The organism is Enterobacter cloacae complex sp. 2015409, from assembly GCF_041365315.1.
GTDB classification, from domain to species: Bacteria; Pseudomonadota; Gammaproteobacteria; order Enterobacterales; family Enterobacteriaceae; genus Enterobacter; species Enterobacter pseudoroggenkampii.
Genome location: NZ_JBFTVM010000001.1, coordinates 241,811 through 266,032, shown reverse-complemented (window position 1 = coordinate 266,032; position 24,222 = coordinate 241,811). Strand labels below are relative to the sequence as shown.

Annotated in this window: 21 protein-coding genes and 1 tRNA gene; 4 read left to right on the top strand and 18 right to left on the bottom strand. The window is 54.6% G+C overall.

Annotation, left to right across the window (positions count from 1 at the left end):
* Positions 1-1,086 carry a chorismate synthase gene (gene aroC / locus ACDO57_RS01220; protein ID WP_024908934.1) on the bottom strand — a complete coding sequence of 362 codons (1,086 nt, stop codon included), beginning with the start codon at positions 1,084-1,086 and terminating at the stop codon, positions 1-3.
* Between the two features lie 60 nt (positions 1,087-1,146).
* Positions 1,147-2,079 (bottom strand): 50S ribosomal protein L3 N(5)-glutamine methyltransferase, encoded by a 933-nt coding sequence (gene prmB / locus ACDO57_RS01215; protein ID WP_008502612.1) that lies wholly within the window; start codon positions 2,077-2,079, stop codon positions 1,147-1,149.
* A 145-nt stretch (positions 2,080-2,224) separates the two neighbouring features.
* Between prmB and smrB the strand changes: the two genes are divergently transcribed.
* Positions 2,225-2,776, top strand: coding sequence for an endonuclease SmrB (gene smrB / locus ACDO57_RS01210; RefSeq protein WP_032646638.1), 552 nt, complete (start codon positions 2,225-2,227; stop codon positions 2,774-2,776).
* A 46-nt stretch (positions 2,777-2,822) separates the two neighbouring features.
* Here smrB and sixA read toward each other — a convergent pair whose 3' ends face one another.
* The 4 genes from sixA to ACDO57_RS01190 form a co-directional block, all read right to left on the bottom strand.
* Positions 2,823-3,308 (bottom strand): phosphohistidine phosphatase SixA, encoded by a 486-nt coding sequence (gene sixA, locus ACDO57_RS01205; RefSeq protein WP_024907662.1) that lies wholly within the window; start codon positions 3,306-3,308, stop codon positions 2,823-2,825.
* Between the two features lie 209 nt (positions 3,309-3,517).
* Complete coding sequence (gene fadJ / locus ACDO57_RS01200; RefSeq protein ID WP_048992650.1) at positions 3,518-5,665, bottom strand: fatty acid oxidation complex subunit alpha FadJ; 2,148 nt, start codon at positions 5,663-5,665, stop codon at positions 3,518-3,520.
* Complete coding sequence (gene fadI / locus ACDO57_RS01195; RefSeq protein WP_021241580.1) at positions 5,665-6,975, bottom strand: acetyl-CoA C-acyltransferase FadI; 1,311 nt, start codon at positions 6,973-6,975, stop codon at positions 5,665-5,667. The genes fadJ and fadI overlap by 1 nt, the downstream gene beginning before the upstream one ends.
* Before the next feature lie 277 nt (positions 6,976-7,252).
* Entirely contained in the window at positions 7,253-7,537 is a 285-nt protein-coding gene (locus tag ACDO57_RS01190) for a YfcZ/YiiS family protein (protein WP_024907659.1), read from the bottom strand.
* A 372-nt stretch (positions 7,538-7,909) separates the two neighbouring features.
* Between ACDO57_RS01190 and fadL the strand changes: the two genes are divergently transcribed.
* Positions 7,910-9,193 (top strand): long-chain fatty acid transporter FadL, encoded by a 1,284-nt coding sequence (gene fadL, locus ACDO57_RS01185; protein WP_024907658.1) that lies wholly within the window; start codon positions 7,910-7,912, stop codon positions 9,191-9,193.
* Positions 9,194-9,237: 44 nt separating this feature from the next.
* Here fadL and mlaA read toward each other — a convergent pair whose 3' ends face one another.
* The gene (gene mlaA, locus ACDO57_RS01180) at positions 9,238-9,990 is read right to left on the bottom strand and encodes a phospholipid-binding lipoprotein MlaA (RefSeq protein ID WP_024907657.1); all 753 of its coding nucleotides are present in this window, start codon (positions 9,988-9,990) and stop codon (positions 9,238-9,240) included.
* Between the two features lie 316 nt (positions 9,991-10,306).
* Between mlaA and ACDO57_RS01175 the strand changes: the two genes are divergently transcribed.
* Positions 10,307-11,236, top strand: a complete 930-nt coding sequence (locus tag ACDO57_RS01175; RefSeq protein WP_024907656.1) for a formate/nitrite transporter family protein — start codon at positions 10,307-10,309, stop codon at positions 11,234-11,236.
* A 75-nt stretch (positions 11,237-11,311) separates the two neighbouring features.
* A tRNA-Arg gene (locus ACDO57_RS01170) sits at positions 11,312-11,383 on the top strand.
* A gap of 49 nt (positions 11,384-11,432) precedes the next feature.
* On the opposite strand, the gene ACDO57_RS01165 is transcribed toward ACDO57_RS01170, so the two are convergent.
* From ACDO57_RS01165 to ACDO57_RS01115, 11 genes are all read right to left on the bottom strand, one after another.
* Positions 11,433-12,764: a VasL domain-containing protein gene (locus ACDO57_RS01165; protein WP_061714704.1), complete on the bottom strand. Its 1,332-nt coding sequence runs from the start codon at positions 12,762-12,764 to the stop codon at positions 11,433-11,435.
* A 91-nt stretch (positions 12,765-12,855) separates the two neighbouring features.
* Positions 12,856-13,326 carry a hypothetical protein gene (locus ACDO57_RS01160; protein ID WP_024907654.1) on the bottom strand — a complete coding sequence of 157 codons (471 nt, stop codon included), beginning with the start codon at positions 13,324-13,326 and terminating at the stop codon, positions 12,856-12,858.
* A 14-nt stretch (positions 13,327-13,340) separates the two neighbouring features.
* Positions 13,341-13,793 (bottom strand): type VI secretion system baseplate subunit TssE, encoded by a 453-nt coding sequence (gene tssE, locus ACDO57_RS01155; protein ID WP_024907653.1) that lies wholly within the window; start codon positions 13,791-13,793, stop codon positions 13,341-13,343.
* Complete coding sequence (tssJ, locus tag ACDO57_RS01150; protein WP_024907652.1) at positions 13,786-14,322, bottom strand: type VI secretion system lipoprotein TssJ; 537 nt, start codon at positions 14,320-14,322, stop codon at positions 13,786-13,788. Before tssJ ends, tssE begins: the two co-directional genes overlap by 8 nt.
* A complete protein-coding gene (gene tssG / locus ACDO57_RS01145) occupies positions 14,303-15,406 on the bottom strand; it encodes a type VI secretion system baseplate subunit TssG (RefSeq protein WP_061714703.1) in 1,104 nt (367 codons plus the stop codon). The genes tssJ and tssG overlap by 20 nt, the downstream gene beginning before the upstream one ends.
* A complete protein-coding gene (gene tssF / locus ACDO57_RS01140; RefSeq protein ID WP_061714702.1) occupies positions 15,361-17,124 on the bottom strand; it encodes a type VI secretion system baseplate subunit TssF in 1,764 nt (587 codons plus the stop codon). Before tssF ends, tssG begins: the two co-directional genes overlap by 46 nt.
* A gap of 20 nt (positions 17,125-17,144) precedes the next feature.
* Entirely contained in the window at positions 17,145-18,740 is a 1,596-nt protein-coding gene (gene tssA, locus ACDO57_RS01135) for a type VI secretion system protein TssA (RefSeq protein WP_024907649.1), read from the bottom strand.
* Positions 18,740-22,162, bottom strand: a complete 3,423-nt coding sequence (locus ACDO57_RS01130; protein WP_032645225.1) for an ImcF-related family protein — start codon at positions 22,160-22,162, stop codon at positions 18,740-18,742. Before ACDO57_RS01130 ends, tssA begins: the two co-directional genes overlap by 1 nt.
* Positions 22,163-22,183: 21 nt before the next feature.
* Positions 22,184-23,365, bottom strand: coding sequence for a hypothetical protein (locus ACDO57_RS01125; RefSeq protein WP_061714699.1), 1,182 nt, complete (start codon positions 23,363-23,365; stop codon positions 22,184-22,186).
* A gap of 2 nt (positions 23,366-23,367) precedes the next feature.
* The gene (locus tag ACDO57_RS01120) at positions 23,368-23,625 is read right to left on the bottom strand and encodes a PAAR domain-containing protein (protein WP_071994475.1); all 258 of its coding nucleotides are present in this window, start codon (positions 23,623-23,625) and stop codon (positions 23,368-23,370) included.
* 147 nt (positions 23,626-23,772) lie between these two features.
* Complete coding sequence (locus tag ACDO57_RS01115) at positions 23,773-24,168, bottom strand: hypothetical protein (protein WP_024907646.1); 396 nt, start codon at positions 24,166-24,168, stop codon at positions 23,773-23,775.
* Between the last annotated feature and the right edge of the window lie 54 nt (positions 24,169-24,222).

Below are 24,222 nucleotides of genomic sequence, written 5' to 3'. Positions count from 1 at the left end.
TTACCAGCGTGGAATGGTGGTCGTCACATCCGCATTCTGCGCGCGCTGGCGCAGGAAGTGATCCATCAGCACGATCGCCAGCATCGCTTCAGCGATCGGCACCGCGCGGATCCCCACGCACGGATCGTGACGTCCTTTGGTGATCATCTCAACTTCTTCGCCATCGCGGTTAATCGTGTGGCCCGGCACGGTAATGCTGGAGGTTGGCTTCAGCGCGATGTTGGCAATAATCTGCTGCCCGCTGCTGATACCGCCCAGAATGCCGCCCGCGTGGTTGCTCTGGAAGCCCGCCTTCGTGATCTCGTCACGGTTCTGGCTGCCGCGCAGGGATACCACGTCAAAACCGTCGCCAATCTCAACGCCCTTCACCGCGTTGATACTCATCAGCGCGTGGGCGATGTCGGCGTCGAGACGGTCAAATACCGGCTCGCCCCAGCCTGGTGGGACGCCGTCCGCCACGACGGTCACTTTCGCCCCAATGGAGTCGCCCTCTTTTTTCAGGCCGCGCATCAGTTCGTCCAGCGCGTCCAGCTTGTCGGCATCGGCACAGAAGAACGGGTTTTGCTCGACCAGATCCCAGTCTTTGATCGCCAGCGGAATGTCGCCCATCTGGGTCAGACAGCCGCGGATAACGATACCAAATTTCTGCTGCAGGTATTTTTTGGCAATGGCGCCAGCCGCCACGCGCATCGCGGTTTCACGCGCGGAAGAACGCCCGCCGCCGCGATAGTCGCGGAAGCCGTACTTTTGTTCGTAGGTGTAGTCGGCGTGGCCCGGACGGAACACGTCTTTGATGGCGCCGTAGTCCTGGGAGCGCTGATCGGTGTTTTCAATCAGCAGACCAATGCTGGTGCCTGTAGTGCGTCCTTCAAAGACGCCAGAGAGAATTTTGACCTGGTCCGGCTCGCGACGCTGCGTGGTGTAGCGAGAGGTGCCCGGACGACGACGGTCGAGGTCGTGCTGCAAATCGGCTTCGGTCAGTTCGATGCCTGGCGGTACGCCATCAACGATACAGCCCAGCGCCAGCCCGTGCGACTCGCCAAAGGTGGTCACGCGGAATAACTGTCCAATACTGTTTCCTGCCATCACGGCTCCGATGTTGTTGTTTGTGTTTGAGCGTTGTGAAACGGGCCGAAGCCCGCTGGATTAATCTTTATAGATGCTGAAGTGTTCGCGCGCGTCGAGCAGCTGCGCTTTCGTCAGCATAAAGACGCCGTCACCGCCGTTGTCGAACTCAAGCCAGGTGAACGGCACATCCGGGTACTGCTCTATCAGATGTACCATGCTGTTGCCCACTTCACAAATCAGAACGCCGTCGTCGGTCAGATAATCCGGCGCGCAGGCCAGAATGCGGCGGGTCAGCTTCAGGCCGTCAGATCCTGACGCCAGACCCAGCTCCGGCTCGTGACGGTATTCGTTCGGCAGATCGGACATGTCTTCCGCATCAACGTACGGCGGGTTGGTGACGATCAGATCGTACTGCAGCGTTGGGAGATCGCGGAACAGGTCAGAGCGAATTGGCGTAACGTGATGGATCAGCCCATGCTCTTCGATGTTGTGCTCGGTCACGGCCAGCGCGTCGGTGGAGATATCAACGGCGTCTACTTCCGCCTCCGGGAAGGCGTACGCGCAGGCGATGGCGATGCAGCCGCTGCCGGTACACATATCCAGAATGTGCTGCGGCTGATGGCCAATCAGGCCTTCAAAGTGGTTGTTGATCAGCTCACCAATCGGCGAGCGCGGCACCAGCACGCGTTCATCGACATAGAACTCGTGGCCGCAGAACCAGGCTTTGTTGGTCAGATAGGCGACCGGAATACGTTCGTTCACGCGGCGGATCACGCGCTCAACGATGCGGTGTTTTTCGCTGGATGTCAGGCGCGCGGTGCGCATGTCTTCCGGGATATCCAGCGGCAGGTAGAGGGACGGCAGCACCAGCTGCACGGCCTCATCCCACGGGTTGTCGGTACCGTGTCCGTACCAGATATTGGCGGCGCTGAAGCGGCTAACCGACCAGCGCAACATGTCCTGTATGGTATGCAGCTCGTTTACTGCTTCATCGACAAAAATTTTATCCACTCTTTCCTCCAGGGCATGCTCGCATAATTTTCGGCGGCTAGTTTGCCATGAAGACGGCGATAAATCAGCAATGACGCGTCTCGCTTGAGGTTAAAAAATGCGTTTAGTCGGGTACACTGTCGGAAATACGAGATGAGAATGACGAATGAAAAAGAAAACATCGCTCAGCGAGGAGGATCAGGCGCTCTTCCGGCAGCTAATGACCGGGACGCGTAAAATCACGCAGGACACCATTGTCCATCGCCCGCAGCGTAAAAAAATCAGCGAAGTACCGGTCAAACGTCTGCTGCAGGAGCAGGCGGATAACAGCCACTATTTTTCAGATGAATTTCAGCCGCTGCTCAATACTCAGGGTGCGGTGAAATACGTACGCGAAGACGTCAGCCATTTTGAGCTCAAAAAGTTACGTCGCGGAGATTATTCGCCGGAGCTGTTTCTCGATCTGCACGGTTTAACGCAGATGCAGGCGAAACAGGAGTTGGGGGCATTGATTGCAGCCTGTCGTCGTGAACATGTTTTCTGCGCCTGCGTGATGCATGGCCACGGTAAACATATCCTCAAGCAGCAGACGCCGCTGTGGCTTGCTCAGCATCCACACGTGATGGCGTTTCATCAGGCACCAAAAGAGTACGGCGGAGATGCCGCATTGCTGGTGTTGATTGAAGTGGAAGAGTGGCAGCCGCCAGAGTTGCCCTGACTGAATGGCGGGAAGCACATTGCACCCCGCCATATCGCACGTCACGTCAGATGGCTTTTGCCATCTTCAGGTTGCACGGACTCATTTGCCAGTTGAAGACACCTTTTCCCGTTTCGTCGAGAGAAACATTGGCAATGGCAGATGTCGTGAACATCGGCGGGGTCTCGCCAGGGCACAGCTCAGATACCAGATAGCCAACCAGTGGCAGGTGGGAAATGACCAGCGCGGAAGCGACACCTTCATTGCACAGCGCCTGAAGATAGGCGCTGACAAGGCCGACATCGCCACACGGGGTGAGTTCAGGGAGAACATCCACACTGGATGGCAGGTTCATACACTCCCCTACCACGTCCAGCGTCTGTTCTGCACGCAGGAACGGACTCACCAGAACGCGTTCGATGTCCACTTTTTGACCGTTAAGCCAGTTCGCCATCAGACGAGATTCGTCGCAGCCACAGACGGTCAAAGGACGTACTGAGTCACTGGCGGCATCGAGTGCCGCGTCGCCGTGACGCATGATAAAAACTTGCATATTGCACCGCTTTTGTTAACCAGAATCACCGGCGTTAACTACCCGCGATAAATGCTGCGAGGTAGAAAACCCGATGGTCGGGCATTGTGCCTGATCCATTCGGTGAATGAAACGCTGTTTTTTACCTCAATGGCGTAAGTATAGTCAATCTCTGTTTACAAAATCGCCAGAACAGGTTCATTCACTTCAGGATTTACCCTTCTTTGACCTCAGCTTACGAGGACAGTTTCCCTTGCAGGCCAAAATGTCTGGCCCCGTTCCGCCATCTGCAATAATTCGTCACACGGTGTAAACCGTGGACCATATTGCGAAGCCAGACGTTGCAGGATAGCAACCACTTCACCCGCGCCGAGCGTATCCATGTAACGGAACGGGCCGCCAAGGAACGGCGGGAAACCAATGCCAAATACCGCGCCGATGTCGCCATCGCGCGAGCTCTTGATCACCTGTTCACCAAAGCAGCGCGCCGCTTCATTGAGCATCATCATCACGCAGCGTTCAGCGCACTGAACGGCGGACAGTTTTCCCTGACCGGTGGTCGAAATAAGCCCATAAACCGAAGGGTCGACCTGTTTCTTGCTTTTACGCCCTTTCGCGCCGTAAAGATAGAAACCGCGTTCATTTTTTCTGCCTTTGCGATCGTCCTTCAAAATTGCAGAAACAATGTTTGCAGGCGGGCTAAAACGATCGCCATAAGCCGCCTCCAGTACAGGTATAATTTTAGTGCCGGTGTCTATTCCCACCTCATCCAAAAGTTGGATTGGGCCAACGGGGAAACCAAACTTTACCAGCGCCTCGTCGACATGTTCGATCTTCTCGCCTTCCGTCAGCAGCCGCATGGCTTCATTAATGTAGGGCGCCAGAATGCGGTTGACGTAGAAGCCGGCTTTGTCTGCGACCACGATCGGCGTTTTACCCTGCTTCTTCGCAAGCTTGACTACCGTGGCGATGGTTTGCGGACTGGTGGTTGCGTGTGGAATAACTTCCACCAGCGGCATTTTTTCGACCGGGCTAAAGAAGTGAAGTCCAATCACCTGCTCCGGACGCACGGCTTTCGCCGCGATATCGCCAATCGGTAATGACGACGTGTTGGAAGCAAAAATGGTATGCGGGGCACAATGCTGTTCAACGTCTGCCACCATCTGCTGCTTAAGCGCCAGATCCTCAAACACGGCTTCAATCACCAGATCGCGGTGCGCAAAACCGCTGTAATCCGTCGTGCCGGAGATCATCGCAAGGGTTTTATCGCGCTCGCTTGCCTTGATATGGCGGCGTTTGACCTTTTGATCAAGGTTCTGCCAGCTGTACTGCAGCGCGTGGTTGATCCCCTTAGGATTGATGTCTTTGATGCGTACAGGCAATTTGCCTTTGCTGGCGGTAACAAAAGCGATACCGCCGCCCATGAGTCCTCCACCCAGTACGCCAATGGCACGCAGCGGCGCGGGCTGCGCCTCGCTACCGGGATCTTTTTTCACGTCCGTGCTGGCGAAGAAGATGCTGCGCAGCGCCTGGGACTGCGGCGTCATCGCCAGTTCGCCAAAGGCTTTGGCCTCCGCGGCATAGCCGCTACTGCTGCCCTGCGACAGCCCGGTTTCGATCACGTCCAGGATCCGCTTTGCCGCCGGATAATTGCCTTTGGTCTTTTGTTCGGTCTTTTTGCCCACCATGTTGAACAGGAGCGTTCTGCCCAGTGGCCCTGCCAGCACGCGCTCGCGTACCGGCAGAGGCCGTCTTGCCTGACGCCCTTTCAGCGCAAGCTCAACGGCGGCCTCCAGCAAAATGGACTGCGGCACGACGTCATCGACCAGACCGGCCTTCAGCGCCTGACGAGCTCGCAGCTGTTTACCGGTTAAGATCATCTCCAGCGCCGTGCTGACGCCCACCAGGCGCGGCAGTCGTTGCGTTCCGCCGGAGCCTGGCAGCAAGCCCAGCTGCACTTCCGGCAGACCCAGAATGGTTTTCGGATCGTCGGTACATATACGGCTGTGGCACGCCAGCGCAAGCTCCAGCCCGCCGCCCAGACAGGCACCGTGGATCGCGGCGATAACCGGGATCGGCAGGCCGTTTATCTCCGCCATGACCTGCTGGCCCTGACGCGCCAGCTCTTCGGCTTCCAGCGCGCTTTGCGCCCGGGCGATCATGTTGATATCCGCCCCGGCTATAAAGTTGTCGGGTTTGGCAGAGATAAACACCAGGCCGCGAATGGCTTTGTTCTCGCGGATCTGCTTTAGCATCGCGCGCACCTGAACACCAAATTCGGCCTTCAGGGTATTCATCTTTTCATCAGGCACATCAATAGTGATAACGGCCACGTTATCGAGGCGAACCGTCAGATTAAATGCAGATGGCATATCCATTATTCAGCCTCCAGAACCATTGCTGCGCCAAGGCCGCCCGCCGCACAGGCGGTAACAAGGCCAAACCCGCCGCCACGGCGACGAAGTTCATGTAATGTTTGCGTGATCATTCGCGCGCCGGTGGCGGCAAACGGATGACCGTAGGCGATAGAGCCGCCCAGCACGTTGAATTTGCTCTGATCCACTTCGCCCGTAGCATGGGCGCGGCCCAGCACATCGCGGGCGAAACGCTCGCTTGCCAGCAGCTGGACGTTGGCCAGGGTTTGCGCGGCAAATGCTTCGTGCATATCAATCAGAGTTAAATCGGCCAGCGTCAGCCCCGCGCGATCCAGCGCCAGCGGCGTGGACCACGCCGGACCTAGCAGCATGTCCTGCCAGACGTCAATGGCGGTGAAGGCGTAGCTGCGTAAATAGCCGAGGGGAGTAATGCCCAGCTCCTTCGCTCGGGATTCGGTCATCAGGATCACGGCGGCGGCCCCGTCCGTCAGCGGCGTACTGTTCGCCGCCGTCACCGTGCCGTGCTTGCGGTCAAACGCCGGGCGCAGTTTGGCGTAATCCGCCAGCGTCGAGGTGCCGCGAATATTGTTATCTTCCGCAAGCGGTTCGCGATAGGGTGGAATGTAGGCAGTCATGACCTCGTCGGTCAGCTTGCCTTCCGACCAGGCTTTTGCCGCAAGCTGATGTGAACGATGCGCCAGCGCATCCTGCTGTTCACGGGTAATGCCGTAGGTTTTCGCCATCTGCTCGGCGGTATCGCCCATGCGCAGGCCAGTGGAGTATTCCGCTACGGCAGGTGGCACGGGCATCAGATCGCGCAGACGTAAACGCGAGAAGAGTTTGAGTTTCTGACCCGTCGTACGGGCTTTGTTAGCATCGACCAGGATACGCGCCAGCTTTTTACTGACCCCAATCGGCAGTACCGAAGAGGAGTCCGCCCCGCCCGCAATCCCGGCGCGGATAGTCCCCGCCATCAGGCTTTCGGCGACGTTCGCCACGGCCTGGAAACTGGTCGCACAGGCGCGACTGACGCTGTAGGCATCGGTGTGCACATTCATCCCGGTACCAAGGACGATTTCCCGCGCAATGTTGGGGGCTTCAGGCATCTGCACGACCTGGCCGAAAACCAGCTGTTCGATGACCTCAGGCGGAATTTCGCTGCGAGCCAGCATCTCCCCCACTACCATTTTCCCCAGGTCGACGGCCGGTATGCCATGAAACGCCGTCGCCTGACGCGCAAATGGCGTGCGCAATCCACTGACTATGGCAATGCGATCGCCCTGACGGGTAATAAGCGGTAATGCCTGACTCATAACACTCCCCTGTAAAAAATTTTTCGCAAACACAAAGTGGTCTGACCTGATAATAGTCTTAACCATTTTTTTACATTCAGCCAATCGGGGAAACGAAAAAATGCGAGCTAAAACACAGAGAAGAAAAAGAAAATGCCCCTGCATAGCAGGGGCATTTGTGCGGTATGTTGCCGGGTGCGCAAGGTAAAAGCAAAACGGTAACCCGTAGGTTACCGTTTTAATGTTTGCGCCCTCTCTCGTGGGAGAGGGTCGGGGTGAGGGCATCAGGCCGCAGAAATTAACGCAGACCCAGCTGGAAAATCAGCGTTTCTGCTTCGCAGGCGAAAACAAAGTCGATGTCCAGCTTCACGCCGCCTTCTACTTCGGTAAAGGTAGACTTGATTTCACAAGGATCGGATTCAACGTCACGCGCACGCTTGCTCAGCGCAGTCAGGGTCTCTTCCGCTTCGGCACGGTTGGTGAATACGCGGCTGTAAGAGGCGGTGCAATCGGTGTTGTCCATGATGGTCCCAACATCCATACAGCAGCAAACCGGGGTTTCATCAGCACTGCATTTACTCATAGCTCAATTTCCTCTGTATTCGCGCAGCGCGCGAGATAAACACGATGCTGCTATTTTACGCCCCGGCGCGGGCTCTCTCCAGCCGTTAATGGCGCAAAATCGGATAAGTGACCAATATCACACTAAAAAATGATCTAAAACAAAAACCACCCTTTTGGGTGAGTCTCGATGGTCACAATTTTGCCAACCAGATCTCGTTTCACGAAACATGTTTGAAAATATTAATAAACAAACTTGCAACATTCCGGCTGGTCAGACCTATACTCTGGCCACTGGTCTGATTTGTCTGTCATACCTCAGACCCTACACTTCGCGCTCCTGTTACGGTATGTAACAATTATTGAATAAAAATAACTCAATGAGGTTATGGTCATGAGCCAGAAAACCCTGTTCAACAAGACTGCGCTGGCAGTCGCAGTGGCACTCGTCTCCACTTCCGCATGGTCAGCGGGCTTTCAGTTAAACGAATTTTCTTCCTCTGGCCTTGGCCGCGCATATTCCGGGGAAGGCGCTATTGCTGATGATGCAGGTAACGCGAGTCGTAACCCTGCATTGATCATGATGTTTGATCGTCCGACCTTCTCTGCTGGTGCGGTTTATATCGATCCTGATGTAAACATTTCCGGTAAGTCGCCTTATACGGGTGCGAGTCTTAAAGCGGACAATATTGCCCCAACAGCATGGATCCCTAACCTGCACTTCGTTGCGCCTATCAATGAACAGTTTGGCTGGGGTGCATCCGTAACGTCTAACTACGGCCTTGCTACCGAGTTCAATAACAACTACCCGGCAGGTGAATACGGCGGTAAAACAGACCTTACCACGCTGAACCTCAACCTGAGCGGTGCGTATCGCCTGAACGATAACTGGAGTTTTGGCCTGGGCTTTGATGCCGTCTACGCCGATGCCAAAATCGAACGTTATTCCGGGGAACAGACTGCTCGCCTGCCAAAAAACAGCAATAAAATTGCCAGCCTTGAAGGTGATGAGTGGGGCTATGGCTGGAACGCCGGTATCCTGTACGAACTGGATAAAAACAACCGCTGGGGTCTGACCTATCGTTCCGAAGTGAAAATTGACTTCGACGGCGATTACAAGAGCGGCATCCTGAAGCCTGTGAACAACCTGGTTCCCGGTGCAGGTACCACCATTCCTTGGGGAACGTCAAACCAGACCGTTCCAGGTTCACTGTCGCTGCATTTGCCAGAAATGTGGGAAGTGTCCGGTTACAACCGCGTTGCACCACAATGGGCTATTCACTATAGCCTGGCCTATACCAGCTGGAGCCAGTTCCAGGAGCTGAAAGCGACCGGAACCAATGGTCAAACGCTGTTCTATAAGGACGAAAGCTTCCACGACGCCTATCGTATTGCGCTGGGTACCACCTACTACTACGATAAAAACTGGACTTTCCGCTCCGGTATCGCATTTGACGACAGCCCGGTTCCGGCAGACAAGCGTTCCATTTCGATTCCGGATCAGGACCGCTTCTGGTTAAGTGCAGGCGCGACATATGCGTTCAACGAGAATGCATCCATCGATGCGGGCGTTTCTTATATGCACGGTCAGAAAGTGACGTTCCAGGAAGGCCCTTACGAGTTTACCTCTGAAGGTAAAGCCTGGCTGTTCGGTACGAACTTCAACTACGCGTTCTAATCGTACTGGAATCAAAAAAGGTGAGCATTGCTCACCTTTTTTATTTACTGTGAATCGATATCTTTTAGTTCGTTTTCGATAGCCTTCGCGTTTGGATTCTCTTCCGGCTTCAGCTTACCGCCGTTGGCGATAAAGTCATGATTCTGGAAGTACGCTTCACGCACCATAATGTACGGGTCAGAAGACTGGCGCAGCAGACCATCAGAGTCGAGCAGTTGCGCACGGGTTTCAATCCCTTCCACCGTCCATTTACCCACAGAAAGCGGCCAGGTCAGCCACGACAGAACCGGATATAGCGTATCGACCATATCGCCGCCGTCATCACGCACGGTGAAGCTGCCATAGAACGGCAGATGAACGTAAGGGCCGTAACCAACGCCATAATGCCCCAGCGTACTACCAAAACGGTGCGGCTGTTCACGCTGCAGTTTCGGGTTCGCCATACCTGCGACATCAATAAAGCCGCCCATCCCCAGAATGGAGTTCAGGAAGAAGCGGGTAAAGTGCACCATCCCCTGATACGGATCGCCCTGCAGGAAATAGTTCACCATTACCGCAGGCTCTTCGAGGTTGCTGGTAAAGTTACTTAATCCGTTACGCGCGGGCTGTGGAACATAATCGCGCCATGCTACTGCCACCGGGCGAACCACATACGGGTCCAGCACGTTGTAGTTGAAGCTATACATTGAGCGGTTAAATCCTTCGAGAGGATCGGAGCGTCCCGTTTGCTCACCGGAGCTGGCGCAGCCCACAAGCATCGTCGCGCCCAGCGCAAGCGCCGACAGCCGAAGTTTCATAAATATCTCCCTGTTCAGTATGGCTATCGTTGATTGCCATCCGTAACGGAGCCGTTGACGCTCCGTCTGTAAACGTGCAAGCGATTGTAACAGCACGTTTACCGATGTCTATGAGCACAATTACGGGCAGTAACCACCGTGACTCTGATCTCAGCATAGCCTGGCTTTTGGAATTCGTTTCGCTGGCAATTTTATAATGTCTTTTGAAAGAGATGTATCACCTTTGTTGCCATTGCCGCCAATTTAAGAGCATCCCCACAGGCATTCCGATAAAAGCCGCTACGCTTAACAAAAAGATCAACCTCCGGGAGCAAATATGAAAGACGTGGGCGAAGAAAAAATTGGCGAGAACAGTGAGGAACTTGAAATTGAAAGCGAGGAGAAAGCGCGCGGCGAGAAGATAGAAATTGATGAAGATCGCCTCCCCTCCCGCGCGATGGCCATCCACGAACATATACGTCAGGATGGTGAAAAGGAGATGGAGCGCGACGCGATGGCCCTCTTCTGGTCAGCCATCGCTGCCGGGCTCTCAATGGGCGCATCTCTGCTTGCGAAAGGGATATTTCATGTGCAGCTGGAGGGTGTACCCGGCGGATTTTTACTCGAGAATCTCGGCTATACCTTCGGCTTTATTATTGTCATCATGGCCCGCCAGCAGCTGTTTACCGAAAACACGGTGACCGCCGTTCTGCCTGTAATGCAAAACCCCACCCTCGGCAATTTCGGTTTATTAATGCGTCTGTGGAGCGTCGTTCTGCTGGGTAATATCATCGGCACGGGCATCGCGGCCTGGGCGTTTGAACACATGCCGATCTTTGATGAACCCACCCGGGACGCGTTTGTGAAAATTGGCATGGATGTGATGAAAAACACCCCGGTGGAGATGTTCTCGAATGCCATCATCTCCGGCTGGATCATCGCCACAATGGTCTGGATGTTTCCTTCAGCGGGGAGCGCCAAAATTGTGGTGATCATACTGATGACCTGGCTGATTGCGCTCGCGGACACCACGCATATCGTGGTCGGTACCGTTGAAATACTGTATCTGGTCTTCAACGGTACGCTTCACTGGAGCGATTTTTTCTGGCCGTTCGCCCTTCCGACGCTGGCAGGAAACATCTGCGGCGGAACGTTTATCTTCGCGCTGTTAAGCCATGCTCAAATCCGTAACGACATGTCGAACAAACGCAAAGCTGAGCTTAAGGCACGGGAAAATGATGATAAATCGACAAAAAAATTGTCCTGAATGGTGACTCTTTGAGCAGTCAGGCGGCGATGCGCTTAACGCACAGTGTAAATAAGGCTATACTCGTGCCGCCTCGTCCCCTTAGTTAAATGGATATAACGAGCCCCTCCTAAGGGCTAGTTGCAGGTTCGATTCCTGCAGGGGACACTTTGACTTCCACGCGTTGTTGAACAAATTCGCCTGTCCACCGCAGAATTCACTGCGAAGAAGAATCCCGTTTTATTTGAGCGTAACGCGTTGCCAGCTGTTTAAGACGCAACTCCAGCTGGGTCTTTTCGGCTTCAGGAAGCACACCTCCTGTTGGATGCTGTGACAGGCGTCTGAGTTGTTCTTCAGCCGGTATTGTTTGGTTAAATGACTGTATAGTCGAAAAAACCACCGATTTAAGCTCACTCACCGTGATGTATTTTCCTTTTTGTTCATCCAGACTACTCAGCCGGTGGCTCAGTTGCTGAAGCTTCATCATTCCCTGATACCAGCTGTTCATGGCCTCAGCAGGCAACGCCGCCGCGTTAAATTTTTGCTGCCACTGTACGGCGAGCGGCTTTGCTTCCTCCGGCCGCAATGCCTGGAGTTGCGCTAACAGCTGAAGGCTGTAGGAAATATTCCAGTCAGGAGGCAATTTATCCAGTCGGGCAAGCTGCTGCTGCGTTTCTGTGATAAACGTGGACGGGAAAGTGCCTCGCTGTGCTAACGCGTCTTGCTGAGCAGGTGTAAGCGCTTCAGGTAACGGTGCCAGCGAGGCAATAGCCTGAGCCGTTAAGGGATCGGGTCTGGACAGAAAGCCCCCTCCCCACGCCACGGCGACGCTGACCACCAGCATAGAACACATCCCGGCGACAAAGGGTTTCCATGGTCTGACAGCCCCATGCGCTGTCGCACGATCCTCTGCATTGGGCTGATTTTCCGGCTGCACAACATAAACCCATTTCACTTCGTCAACCGGCTCTGCCCTTTCCTGAGGTAATTCGCAACCGGGCATCATGCGTGCATTCAGATCGGATGCGTCATTACTGCTTTCCAGCCGTTCAGCATTCGAACGTATCATTGTTCGTAACGTATCGAACTGGCTTAGGTGTTTCAGTTCAAGGCGCTGGAGCACCGCACTCAGCCGGGTAAGCAACGCTTCAGCACGATAAAGCTCACTAAGATGGCTATTGTTGAGTGGAAGCATACGCATGCGCTGCTGCAGGCGCTGGCTCAGGCCGCTAAGAATTTCCAGACGAGTATGTAGCGTCTTCGGCCAGAAAACGTCCCACTGATGGCTAATCAGGGCCTCCAGAATCGCCAGCCCTTCGTTCAGGCCAGCCAATCCAGACAGGTGAGTCCGGGCAAGGGTGAACCAGGCCGCAGTCTGCAACTCCACACCGTTTTGTTCAAACAGAGAGAGGCAGCGTTTTTCGACATATTGCCAGTTCACATCCGGGCGAGCAGGATGCGTCAGCTTGCTGAGCTCATCGCGGAGGGCGGCGTAATCTGGCAGCGTGCGCGGGTCACCGCCGGTTTTTAACGTTATATGTGTGGTCATCCTGGAGGGCCTGCATATCCGTGTGGTTAATTTCGTCAGTTGATGTGAGGGGCTATTTTGCGTTTAAAAGTGCAATGACTCATAAATATCGCTATGGCAGCAGCGCTAAAATCAGACCGAAAAATACACCTTCATCAAATAGTTGTCCGGACCGGGATGAGGTATCAGGGGGAGTAAAGATCCAGCCATTTGCGTTCCCCACCCTCATGAACAGGCGTCCTTGAGAAATCACCTTGTCCCCGGAACAGAAAGTTATCTCGACACAACCTGCGACGCCCAGCCCATACAGAAAGATCGGCATAAATTTGACCGCCCGGCTGTCATAGCGCAAAACGATACCGGAAATCTCAAAAGCCCCGCCCTCCACCAGCAGATCCGGAACGGATACTGTCAGTGGCTCCACATTCAGTCCCGTATCCGTCAGCCACGCGTCCATTTGCTCCTGAAGCTGGGCCATTCGCTGGCGAAACTCTGCAATATCAGCCTGACTCTTGCTGATGGCAGGAACAGGTGCAGGTTGGCGTGCCTGCAACTTCTTCAGGAACTGTAATTTTACAGACATGATGTTATCGGACCTTATATACGAAGAGTGGCGTCGAGATACTGCTGTTGTCTGAGATGCCTTAACAGGACCCGTCCTTCGGGCATAAATTCAGTCCCGTAGCGCACCAGGCCAATCCCTTTAAGTTCAGCATCAATGGCATAGCGCAGTTCACCGGGGACGTTCTGTTCCAGCAGGACAACGGTTATTTTTTTCAGGCGTGGTTCGTATTTGAACAGGACGGCAGACAATGTGCCCATCAGCTCATGAGCCGTTCCCGGCATGCCCTGCAGGATTTTGGTCATATCCGGCAGGCCGTAGTCAGGCAGATGCGCCAGCGTGCCGGCACGACAGTTGAGGATACGCTGCATGTTATCCAGTACCGAGAGGATGACCTGGTTCTGCTCGCTGACCTGATGCAGGTCGAGGCCGCCGGTGAAGTTGCCATAAAGTGTTTCATACAGTGAAGGACGGGATGACTCACTCATCTTTCAGCGCCTGCAGAGTCAGTCGATTGCTGCCCGCGTCAATCACCCGGGCCTTCTCCGGATCAAGCTCATCGCGGCTCAATACTACACGCCAGGTGTTGTTCTCCTGGTCAGGTGACATAAACATCCCGGCCACTGCCACGTACTGCGCATCTTTTTCCATTGGCATATCAACCGTTACCGCCCCCCCCGGCTGCAGCCTTATATCTTTCTCCGCCACGAGGTCTGCCTTGACGGCCTGGCTGTCGTCTTTAAACAATGACGGGTAGTCCATGCTGTCAAAGGTTTTGCGGTCTTTAAGCTGATAAATACGCACCACCGTCGACAGAGCGACACCTCCAGCATTGCTGTTCACGGCTTCACGGGCACGAATATCGAGATGCAGGATCTTCACCTGCTTATAAAAAATCGATTTAGTCACGGCGACAGTGCCGTCCGTAACACTCTGAGTAAGTCCACAGCCAGCCAGCATCAGCGTAATGCCTACAGCCAGCGTAACCAGAGGAAATTTACCAGCGGTAATCGCCATCTTCATCAGTCTCCTTGCGGTGAATGTTTTCCTGTACGCGCTCGTAGCGGCCAAGATTGATGGTTATTGTTTTTGGGTGTGATGTTGTCTTAGCCGCATTCAGCGGTCGCATCACGGCAGTGCGGCCCAGTTGCACTGCACCCGCTTTGGGTTGAGTGCTCATTGTCGCGTCCGGCAGCAGTCTACGGTCGACACACAGCTGCAGGCGGACATCCAGGCGAGAGCCAAGATAGACGTGCAATAGCGCCATCAGATCCGTGTAAAGCACCCCGCCGGGCAACCAACCCGGTACTTCCACAGGGTCTGTGGTGGTCAGACGCATCAGTACCTGGCTGTTCACATCGGTGGCATAACTGCCCATCACCGGGCGATGCGTCAGTGTGACAGGCTGGCTAATGCTCATTCTCAAAGGTTTCTTCAGCGGTACCCGACGCCTGTCGTGGTGCCAGATTTTCGCCTGCGTATTAGGCGCCAGAAGACGTACCAGTGAAGCCATGCCTTCCGCAGTACGTCCTGGCAACAACATCACCGGCAGCAGCGCCAGAAAGCGTGAGGCAGGCGCCGCTATACTTTCTGTGCAGCCGTCAATCCCAAGCCCAGCCAAACCCAGCAGATACTGTGAAGTTTTGTCCTTACCGCCTTCTTCAAACGTTGCCGGATACGAATATTTACGCCAGATACGGTAGTACTGAGCAATCAGCCGGTGGTTGAAGATATCGAGGAAGTCCGCGTTAGCTTCGTACCCTTCCCGTCGCTGAGCGATGTCATCGATATAGTGCGTCGGCAGCGGAGACTCCACGCCGTAGAGCCCCATAAAGGTGGTACGGATTGTGGGTGGAAGGTGCGGATGTTCCGGTAGCTCTGCTCCTTTGATTTCAGAGGCTGGGAACCCCATCCCCGCATGGGGTCGGAAACGAACCGGCTCATGTCGCACCTGCCAGGTGCTGCCGGTGACCGGTTTATCCGGCTGGCTCTGCTCCAGTAGCTGACAGAAACGGTAAAAATTCATGTACGGCAGCCGGTCGCCCAGTTGCGCTATCAGCCTGGCAGACGCGGACTGTGATTCTCTTTCCACCGGATGCATTTTCCTTCTGGCTGAACAATGAGGGTAAGCTGGTTGAACTGGTTCATATCGGCATACAGCGCAAAGAATCGGTTGAGCATTTCACCGAACAGGTGAATATCACCCTCACCGGTGAAGCCGTTGCTGTCGAGGGTTACCTCAATATCCAGCCCCCGCAGCAGGTAGCCCTGTTCAAAGCGTTGAAGGCGATGGTGCTTTACATGCTGAATCGCCTCCAGACGCCGGGTGTTCATTTCATCTTCCTGCCAGTTATACAGGGCAAGCGTGCCGCGCAGCACTTCGGCGGTACTCATCATGTTCAGGAAACCGGATCCCAGGTGGCTCAGAACCCGCCAGTGAAAGCGGTCTTCAGAAGGCGGATAGACTGGCAGCGTTGGTTTGCAGAGGTTACGTACTGAAAGTTGCGTACTCACCACCTGCTCACAGCGGTCAAGCAGTGTGCTCTGTAATGCCCGGCGTGGTAACTGACCGTTGGTGCCGGTGATTTGCAGCGACACGGCCTCACGCTCAAACAGGCGGTCATCTTCCCACTGGTGCCCGCCAAGGATAAGCCAGGTGTCATAGAGCCCGGTCACGCTGCGCTTAACGCGGGTGTGGTAATAACGGGGGGGAGCATAACGGCGCATCATCCCGCCCTTGTGCCTGAAGCTGCTAAACGGAACATACTCCGCGTCATTGGTGCGGTTTGAGCCAGTGACTGAATCCACCGAATAAATCTCGGTATGTCCGTCCTGCAGACGTTTTGGACGCAGCAGGTATTCGTTTTCAAGCCCGGTGATGGTGAGCGGGTCAGCCTCCAGCGTAAACAGGTTAATCACCGGCACGCAGTGGAGGCGAACCGCATCATCAGTGACCGGTAGGTCAGATGACCATGGCGTACTGAACACCACTTCAACATCAAAATACTCAGCCCCCGCTGGCGGCGTGATGCCCTCAAGGCCGTTAAGGTGGACAAACATAAACTTGTCGCGGAAGGTGAAATACTCCAGCAGAAGCTGGTAGCCGCTGAACGCGGTATCGCCTTTCGGCCACAGGCAGTCTTCGTCACGAAAGCCGCCCGGTGAGAAATATCCGTCAAGCCGGATACGGTCAGTTTGACCAGGCAGGCGCATATAGAGTGCGGCCTGCCGTTTGGTCAGCATAAGGTGTAGCTGGCTGCTGACCGGTGCATCCGCCCCTAGATAGAGGCTCAGGTCACTGAGGTCCGCATGGGACCAGTCCGCCTGTGTGCTGCAGGCAAAGCGCATTCGCAGTAACGAGCGCCCGTCCGGCTCAGTGGTCATGGTCACCCGAGAGATATTCAGCGGGTTGAGCATCACATCGCGGGTTGTGCGGTAACGGCAGACCGTATTTTTCGGCCCCACCGGGCGGGAGTACACTTCCAGCCCCGCGGGCATCACCTCTGCCATCTTAACGGTCTGAAGCGCAGGCGTGAACGCGACCACCGAGAGTGACGGAATGGTCCGCAGGTAATGTGGCCAGAGCATACTGACCAGTCCTTCAGTCAGCTCCGGCAGGTCGTCGTCAATCTTTTCGCGCAGCCGCCCCATAGAGAAAGCAAAGCCTTCAAACAGGCGCTCTACATACGGATCGGGTGTGCCGGCTTTATCCAGGTCCAGCATGGCTGCCCGGTCCGGATGGGTCTGGGCAAATTCTTTAGCCGCTTCACGGAGGTAGCGCATTTCCGCGTCGTAATAACGCAGAGTCAAATCTTCCATTTTTTTCTGCTCCTGTGCATTTAACCGCAAAGCACGGCACCACGTGCTGGATCGACAGCGATCAGCCCGGCAAGTAACTTGTCCATTAACGGTGTAAGTCGTGCCTTATCAGCCTCACTGCGGCCGGCTTTCAGGCGCAGGAGTTTCAGATGACGGGCCTGTACCTCGAACAGCAGCTCAGGCTCCCAGTTGCTGAGAGTCACGTCTCTGGCGCGATCACCCAGTTCAGCAAACAGATGCATCGCCAGCTCATTTTTACCGTACTGCTCAGCAATGCGGCCCATCAGCAGACGTAACAGCCACTTCTGGCGATCGGTGGTCACACCCGGGCGCTTCTGTAGCCAGGCCAGCGCAGTATCCGGGCCTTCACTGTCCGCCAGCACCACGGCTTCTGGCTCCAGCGCCAGAATGTCATCATTGCTGGCAGACATCTGAGCGGATGGGGTGTCATTGCCCCACCCGCCAGTTGTGTCCATCACGCTTTGCTGGATCCAGTTCAGCGTTACTTCATCCGCAAATGGCGTTCCGTCACTGAACGCGAGCGTTTCCAGACCGGACAGACGGGTGAGCAACCCTTTCAGGTCAGCGGCAATAATGCCAGCCAGAGTGTCCTGACCTGATTTCGTCAGGGCCTGGTGGATGTACCACTGCAAATCCAGCCAAAGGTGATTAGCACCGCGGGAAAAGGCGCTATCTGCCGTTTCAAGCATCTCTACCCAGTTCTGCTGCAGATAGAGACGTTTAAGTAACGCGCGCTGGTCTGCTCTTGGCGGTTCGATGCGGGTACGGCCCTGCGCATCCGGGGCCGGAATTGCCCGCAGAGTATCGTGACGCAGGCTCTTCATCAGATGGTGTGCGGACAGCCACCCGTCCGGCTGTTCGCGCAGATATTCGGCGAGCGTGCGGGCCTGTGCCAGCAAATCCTGACCGGAGGTGATACGTCCGATGACCGGGGCATCGTAGTGGCTAGCAGTCGCAGGGGTTTCGCAGGCACTGGCGTTCTGCGGCACAACCGCATCCACACCACCCGCTTTCTGCAAGCGGCTTTCAAGAGCACCATACAGCGTATTGAGTTCCGGTCGGATTTCATCCGGCTCATTTTCCGTCAGTTGCTCTATCAACAGCAGTGCCCCGGTGGTACGTATCGCATCGTTCCTGACCACTTCGGGGTACAGGGAAAGAGAGTCAGTCATTCGCGATCCCGCCAGCCATTCCAGTGCCGCCTTACGGCTGCGCTCACGCTGTGGATGCAGTTGTGTACCAAAGCGCTCCAGCAGGCCGCACAGCAGTTCAAGACCTTCAGCGAGCCCCTGCTCACCTTCGCGGTGCAGCTTTGCCCAGCAGTAGTAGGTGGCCACACGGATATCTTTGGCGGTCGTGGTCAGAAGCTTCTCTGCAAGCTGGCAGATAAGTTCGGTATCTGCACCTGAGAGTTTGTTGACCTCCTCGCGCATCTGCTGAAAGTCATCGTCATAACCCGGGTCGTCACCCTGAGGAGATGGACCGGACAGCGGCTGCAGCCAGCTATCCCAGAGCCTAACCCGCTCACGGGTGGTCGCAAGGAGTGGTTCCTGCTCAGTCTGGCAGGCGCGGAGTAAAGCGTTGAGCGTGCTCATCAATATACGTCCTCTGTATCATTGCTTGCGCTGGCGACCTGGTCTGATGCTGCCACGCCTTTCGTGCTGAAGATGGTCTCTGGCAGGCGGAAATTACGCAGTTTCAGCAGCGCCAGAGGACCCTCTCCCGCTTCGGTACGCAGGGTGTAATTGAGTGTTCGACCGTCCTGCGCCGTCCAGCTCAGACTGTAGCTGCTACCCACGCCCGAATAAGCACTGACGGCAGCTTTGTCGAGCAGTCGTATCCAGCCCCAGGCGCCTGGAATATCCGCATACTGACGGGTGCCTGCCTGGGTGCTTATCCAGCTCAGGTTCGCACCAGGAGCCTCAGTATCCGCAGGCCAGGTGAAGCGCTTCCAGGCTGGCATCTGGTTAACGTATATCAGCTTCTGGCTGTCGATAATCATGGTGGTCTGCATCACGCCATCGGCAGTACCTGGACGTAGTTCGAAGTTCATCCCTGCATTGCCTTCGGTGAAGGCCACATCGGAGATATGACTCAGGGTGTTAATGGCATTGAGGAACTCTGGGTTAAAGGCCAGCCCCTGCGAGTTGATGCTGTCCGGCACCCAGTGGTTTCCTTCTTTGTGCAGCACGCCTTTGAGACGGGTCTGCAGGAACTGAGCGATACGCCCGGAATCCGCGTTGAGGTATTTGGCCAGCAGCGGCAACGAGACATCACTACTTGAGTTGTTAAACGGATAGCGGCTACCAAAGGCACTGTTCCACTCAGCCACTACCGCCTGCTGCCACTGGGCATTGAGGCTGTTGGCCGCAGGGGTCAGCACCTGCTGCCAGGCCTGCTCCATTGGATTCACAAACACCGTTCGGCCAAAGCCGCTCCACTCCTGCCCCAGACCGGCGGCAATCAGGCTGCCGTAGTCGCGGGTTTCGGTGAGGTCCACAGCTTTACCCTGAAATACGGTCTGGGCAATGGTCTGGGTCATCGCCTGCGGGTCGGCGGCATTGGTCACCTGCTGCAGACGCAGACGCACCTGCGTCACACGTGTCAGATACGACTGCAGACTCTGCTCTTGTGCTCCCGTGCGGCTTTTATCCATCAGTGCCAGGACCGGGCCAAAGGTCGCATCAAGCGGGCCATGAACACCGGCACTTTGGTCAATGGCATCTTTGTTGTCGCCACCCAGCAGATTTTTGGCTGATTTCACCAGTGAATCTGATATCGCTTCGCCTGTCTGTCCGGTACGCCCCTGAACATTCAGAGTGTTCATCAGCGCCACCAGAGGCGACTGACGCACGTCGGCCATCAGGGTCAACTGGTCAATGGAGTCCGACAGCGTGGTGGCCTGGTTCCAGCGCAGGCTGTTGAGGAATTCCAGCCAGGCGCCGCCAAAATCGGCAAAATAACGCTCCGTCAGGCGATTTTTAAGTGCTTCCGGGGAGATTTCATCCTGCTTATTGACCGGACGTTTGCTGTCAGTCAGCACCCAGTCGAGCTCGTCCCGGCGCGCCTTCACCACCTTCTCGATGGCGGGCTGAACGGCCTGCTCCCAGGCCTGACGGGTAAACATGCCAGGTACAATTTCGGTGGTGCTGAACAGGCGGGCAGCATCGGTATCACCTGTCATATCTTCAAGACGCATATCCACATACAGATGTGCCACCTGTGAAAGCATTTTCTGGTACAGAGTCGATTCGCTATTACGCACCCCCATCAGGCGAACCAGCAGGGAACGCGCCTGGCTGACCATGTTTTCATCAGCTCGCAGTTTCCACTCAGCATGTGTGACCAGTTGTGCACCATAAAACGACAGCAGCGACGGGGCCACGCCTAGCCAGATACCGTCCTTCACACCGTCACGCTTCAGCCAGTCCTGAAGCAGCACCGTGCTAAACCAGGCACCATCCATATGCTCAGGACGCGCCAGCATCAGGTAAAGTTTCAGCTGGTCATAGGTCGCTTTTGCCCTCTGCTCGCGCAGCGGGCTATCCGGAGGCAGCGCGTTAAAGGCACTGACCTGCTTCTGCAGATGGTCTGCAGCCGCATCCCGCAACAGCGGCAACGCGCTGTCCTGATAGCGTGGCCAGAGTGCGGCCAGCAGGGCGTTATTCTGGCTCAGCCCGGCCTTTTCATACCACGGCACGCCATGCTCAGAGCGGTACTGCAGACGGGCCATGGTTTTCTGAAGTTCAGACAGCGCGTGCAGGCGCTGCTCCAGCGGCTGATTCTGTAGGGCGGCAAGTGCGGTCTGGGCATTCGCACCTGCAATCTGGCTGCGGTTGGTGACATACGCGATGCCCATCCACATAACCCAGCTCACCATCGTGAGCGCAGCAGCAGATGCCATTACCTTGCGCCATGGAATACCGGGCTTGCGAGGACGCAGCCCGTCAGGAAGCGTCCGGACTGATTCAGGCAGAACATTCCAGCGCTTATCCATGCCCCAGTGGTGCGGCACAGTGCGTTCTGCACCGGCTGAAGGCTGACTGAACACCACACCGGCCAGCGGCAGCGGGCGATACGGATTGAGCATCACCGACAGCGGTGCGGTCACGCTTTCCGGCTCACGAATGAGCTGATCGGCAAGGGACAGCAGGAAGTTATGCCTTACCTTGTCACAGGTCTGCTGCACACCCTGTGAGGTCAATGCCGGCGTCAGTGCCGCGAGTTGGTCAGCCAGCGCTTCCAGACTGCATCCGGCGGGCAGCAGACAACCTGTCGCCTGCACGATGCGGCCTTCCGGCTTACCGGCGCGCGGATGTAGGGACCAGACGTACAGGGGGAGTTTCCAGCCAAGCGCATCCATGCGGTTACTGATGGCATGAGACAGGGAATCCATGATGCTTTCAGAGGGAACCGGTAACGGTTGCTCCAACCCCGGCGCTAAAAGCCTATCAAATGCTGAGGTGACCCACACCATGCCATCCACCGGACGGCGGCGCAGCTTACGCAGTGCGGTCAGCCAGACACTGTCGGCTGGGGTGTTGAGGTCACCGCCCCACAACAGCAACGTGCCGCGATCTTCCTGCCAGAGCTGGGTGGTGAGGCCGGGATTCAGTTGCTCAACTTCAGCCGCCGTACCGGTTATCAGGAGGATGCGCGTTTTGCGTCCCCAGCGACGGCCATAGAGGTTGCGCATAGCAAGGTGGAGAATATTAATCGTTTCACTGCATTTTCCTTGCTCCGCACGCGATATGTGTTCCGTTTGATGACTTTTCCCGGTTAATTCACGAAGCTGTTTCATAAAACTTAAAGAAATAAACCATTGCCACAATCGGACAAATAAATCATCACAGAGTAAAATGAACAAACATAAGCCCGAGACAGCCAGGGAAGCCGCCATTTTTTTCTCTGGAGAACGAAGATAAACAAAGGGATTTTCAGTCCATATCAGTCCACCGCCTATAGCCGCAATGAGCAGTACGACTAGCCAGGTACTGAGGCGTTTTTTCTTTTTCACATCACTATCCTTTGCGTAGCATTATGCAGGGCGGACAATAGCCATTTGGGTAGTACGAGCGCCAACAAGTAACCACTGAGGCAAACCCGAAGTAACAGCATGTTCGCAAGCGCAAATCAGCGTTATATTGCCCACTGCAGCAGCTGGCCTGCCAAAGGCATCATCCAGAACCTGCTCCCCTTTTTTAGCAGTTAAAAATCCCCACTTGTCCATCATCTGAAGAACAACGGACAGTGCATCGTTTTTCACCTGGGCCCGCCAGAAATACCAGGGTAATCCAGAAGTTACTTTTCCCCAATTTGCAGTATCCGCAACACTATTTTCGGCATCTCCCACAACAACCGGGCGGTGTATCCACGCTTGCGGTTTAATATGCAGCCGCTCCATGCACAAAGGAGAAGCCAGCAATAAAGCGGATACCGATTCCGCCTGTCGATCGCGGGCCAGTAGAAATAAATTGATTTCAACGGAAAGGAGCAGCGTATCATCCTGTTTGTCGAGCCACTCATCTACCCACATCAATCCATTGTTTTCGGTACTGATGGTAATGTCGTTAACAGCATGTAATTCAGGAAAAGCTCTTCGCCAGGTAGTGAAAATTTGCTCATCTTTCAACACGCCATCATGATGAAGGCGAACAACGAAGTTACCGGTGAATTTTGCTATCTCTCCGTGTAACTGCTGGCTAACGCGGGTCAGTACCACATCCAGGAAGGACAGATACTCGGCTTCATTACGTACTTTCGATGCCGTATGGAGTGAGGCCGAAGTCAGCGTGGACTGAAGAGATGGATAATAGTTTGTCTGAAGTGCATTTGATCCCTGCAAAAGTGCTGCAGCAAGTTTGTTACTGGCAACAGGCGTGGTATAGCTCATCCCAAGCACTCCAACGGCTTGCTGCCCCAATAAAACTTGTTCATTATGCTGCTTTTGGTGTAAATGATTCCACCACATCACGCGATCTCGTTCGTTCTCATAGTGCCTTAATCTGGCAATATAACCGGCCATTCCCACCGAGAAAGGAATAAGAAGCGAACAAAACCAGAACCAGGCGGAATGCGTACTCAACCCTTTTGGCCAAAAAGAAAGCACCAATAAGGCTCCCGCAATCAGGATAATAACAATCGCTAGAACCCAGCGAGACTTACTCGGAGGAACGGGTAATGGCTCTGCCTTCGGGATCTGTTTAAGATCAACTGGCATAATTAACGTTTTCCGGCAACAAGTAATGAAGAAATGAGCGTACAACCACAGCCGCAGCGATGGCCATGTAATGCAACAGGTCTGCCATTAATTTTTGAACCTTCATCGCCCTCTGCAATAAACGTTTGACCATGCATAGGGCAGGTTACTTTATCCATCAGACAAGCAACCTCTAACCCCATAAATTTCACACCGGAACTTCCTTCAATTACAGTGCCACCGTGAGTCGTTTTATCATTAATTCGAATTACACCCTGCATAATTATTCCTTTAAACCAGATAATACATAGCCCCGAGTAACACCATCGCGATAAAGATAAGCCAGAGAAATATGGAGCGATATTTATCCACCAAGCTTTTTTTGAGTTCCCAACCTGAGCCATTGACAATACTAAATACAGGACTCTTTATATCTGATGAACTAAATTTATAAGAATACTGTTCTCCAATCGCCCCATCTTTTTTATCCCCCAGGATTTTTCAAAACTAAATTCTTTGCGACTACCCCATTGAACTTGTTTTTTTAAACCCACTGCCTCAATGCTTAGTTCAGTTTCGATATCGGTTGATTTTTCTCTGTAACTCACTCTGTTCTTTGCTTCATTAAAAATCAATGTCAGTTTGTATTGCTTCTTCAGGCCATCAACGCCGAATAACTCGATCCATTTCGCATCCACAATCTTCCATGAAGCAACTAGCTTATCTCCTTGCTCAATTACAGAAAACGGAATACCGCCATCCTGATTCAATTCCATAAGTCGACATTTTAATTCCGAAAGAGGAATAACTCGATCACTATTCATATCACCTCCTGTTATTATCGTTATAAATACCTGAAGTGTTTATAAATGAACATT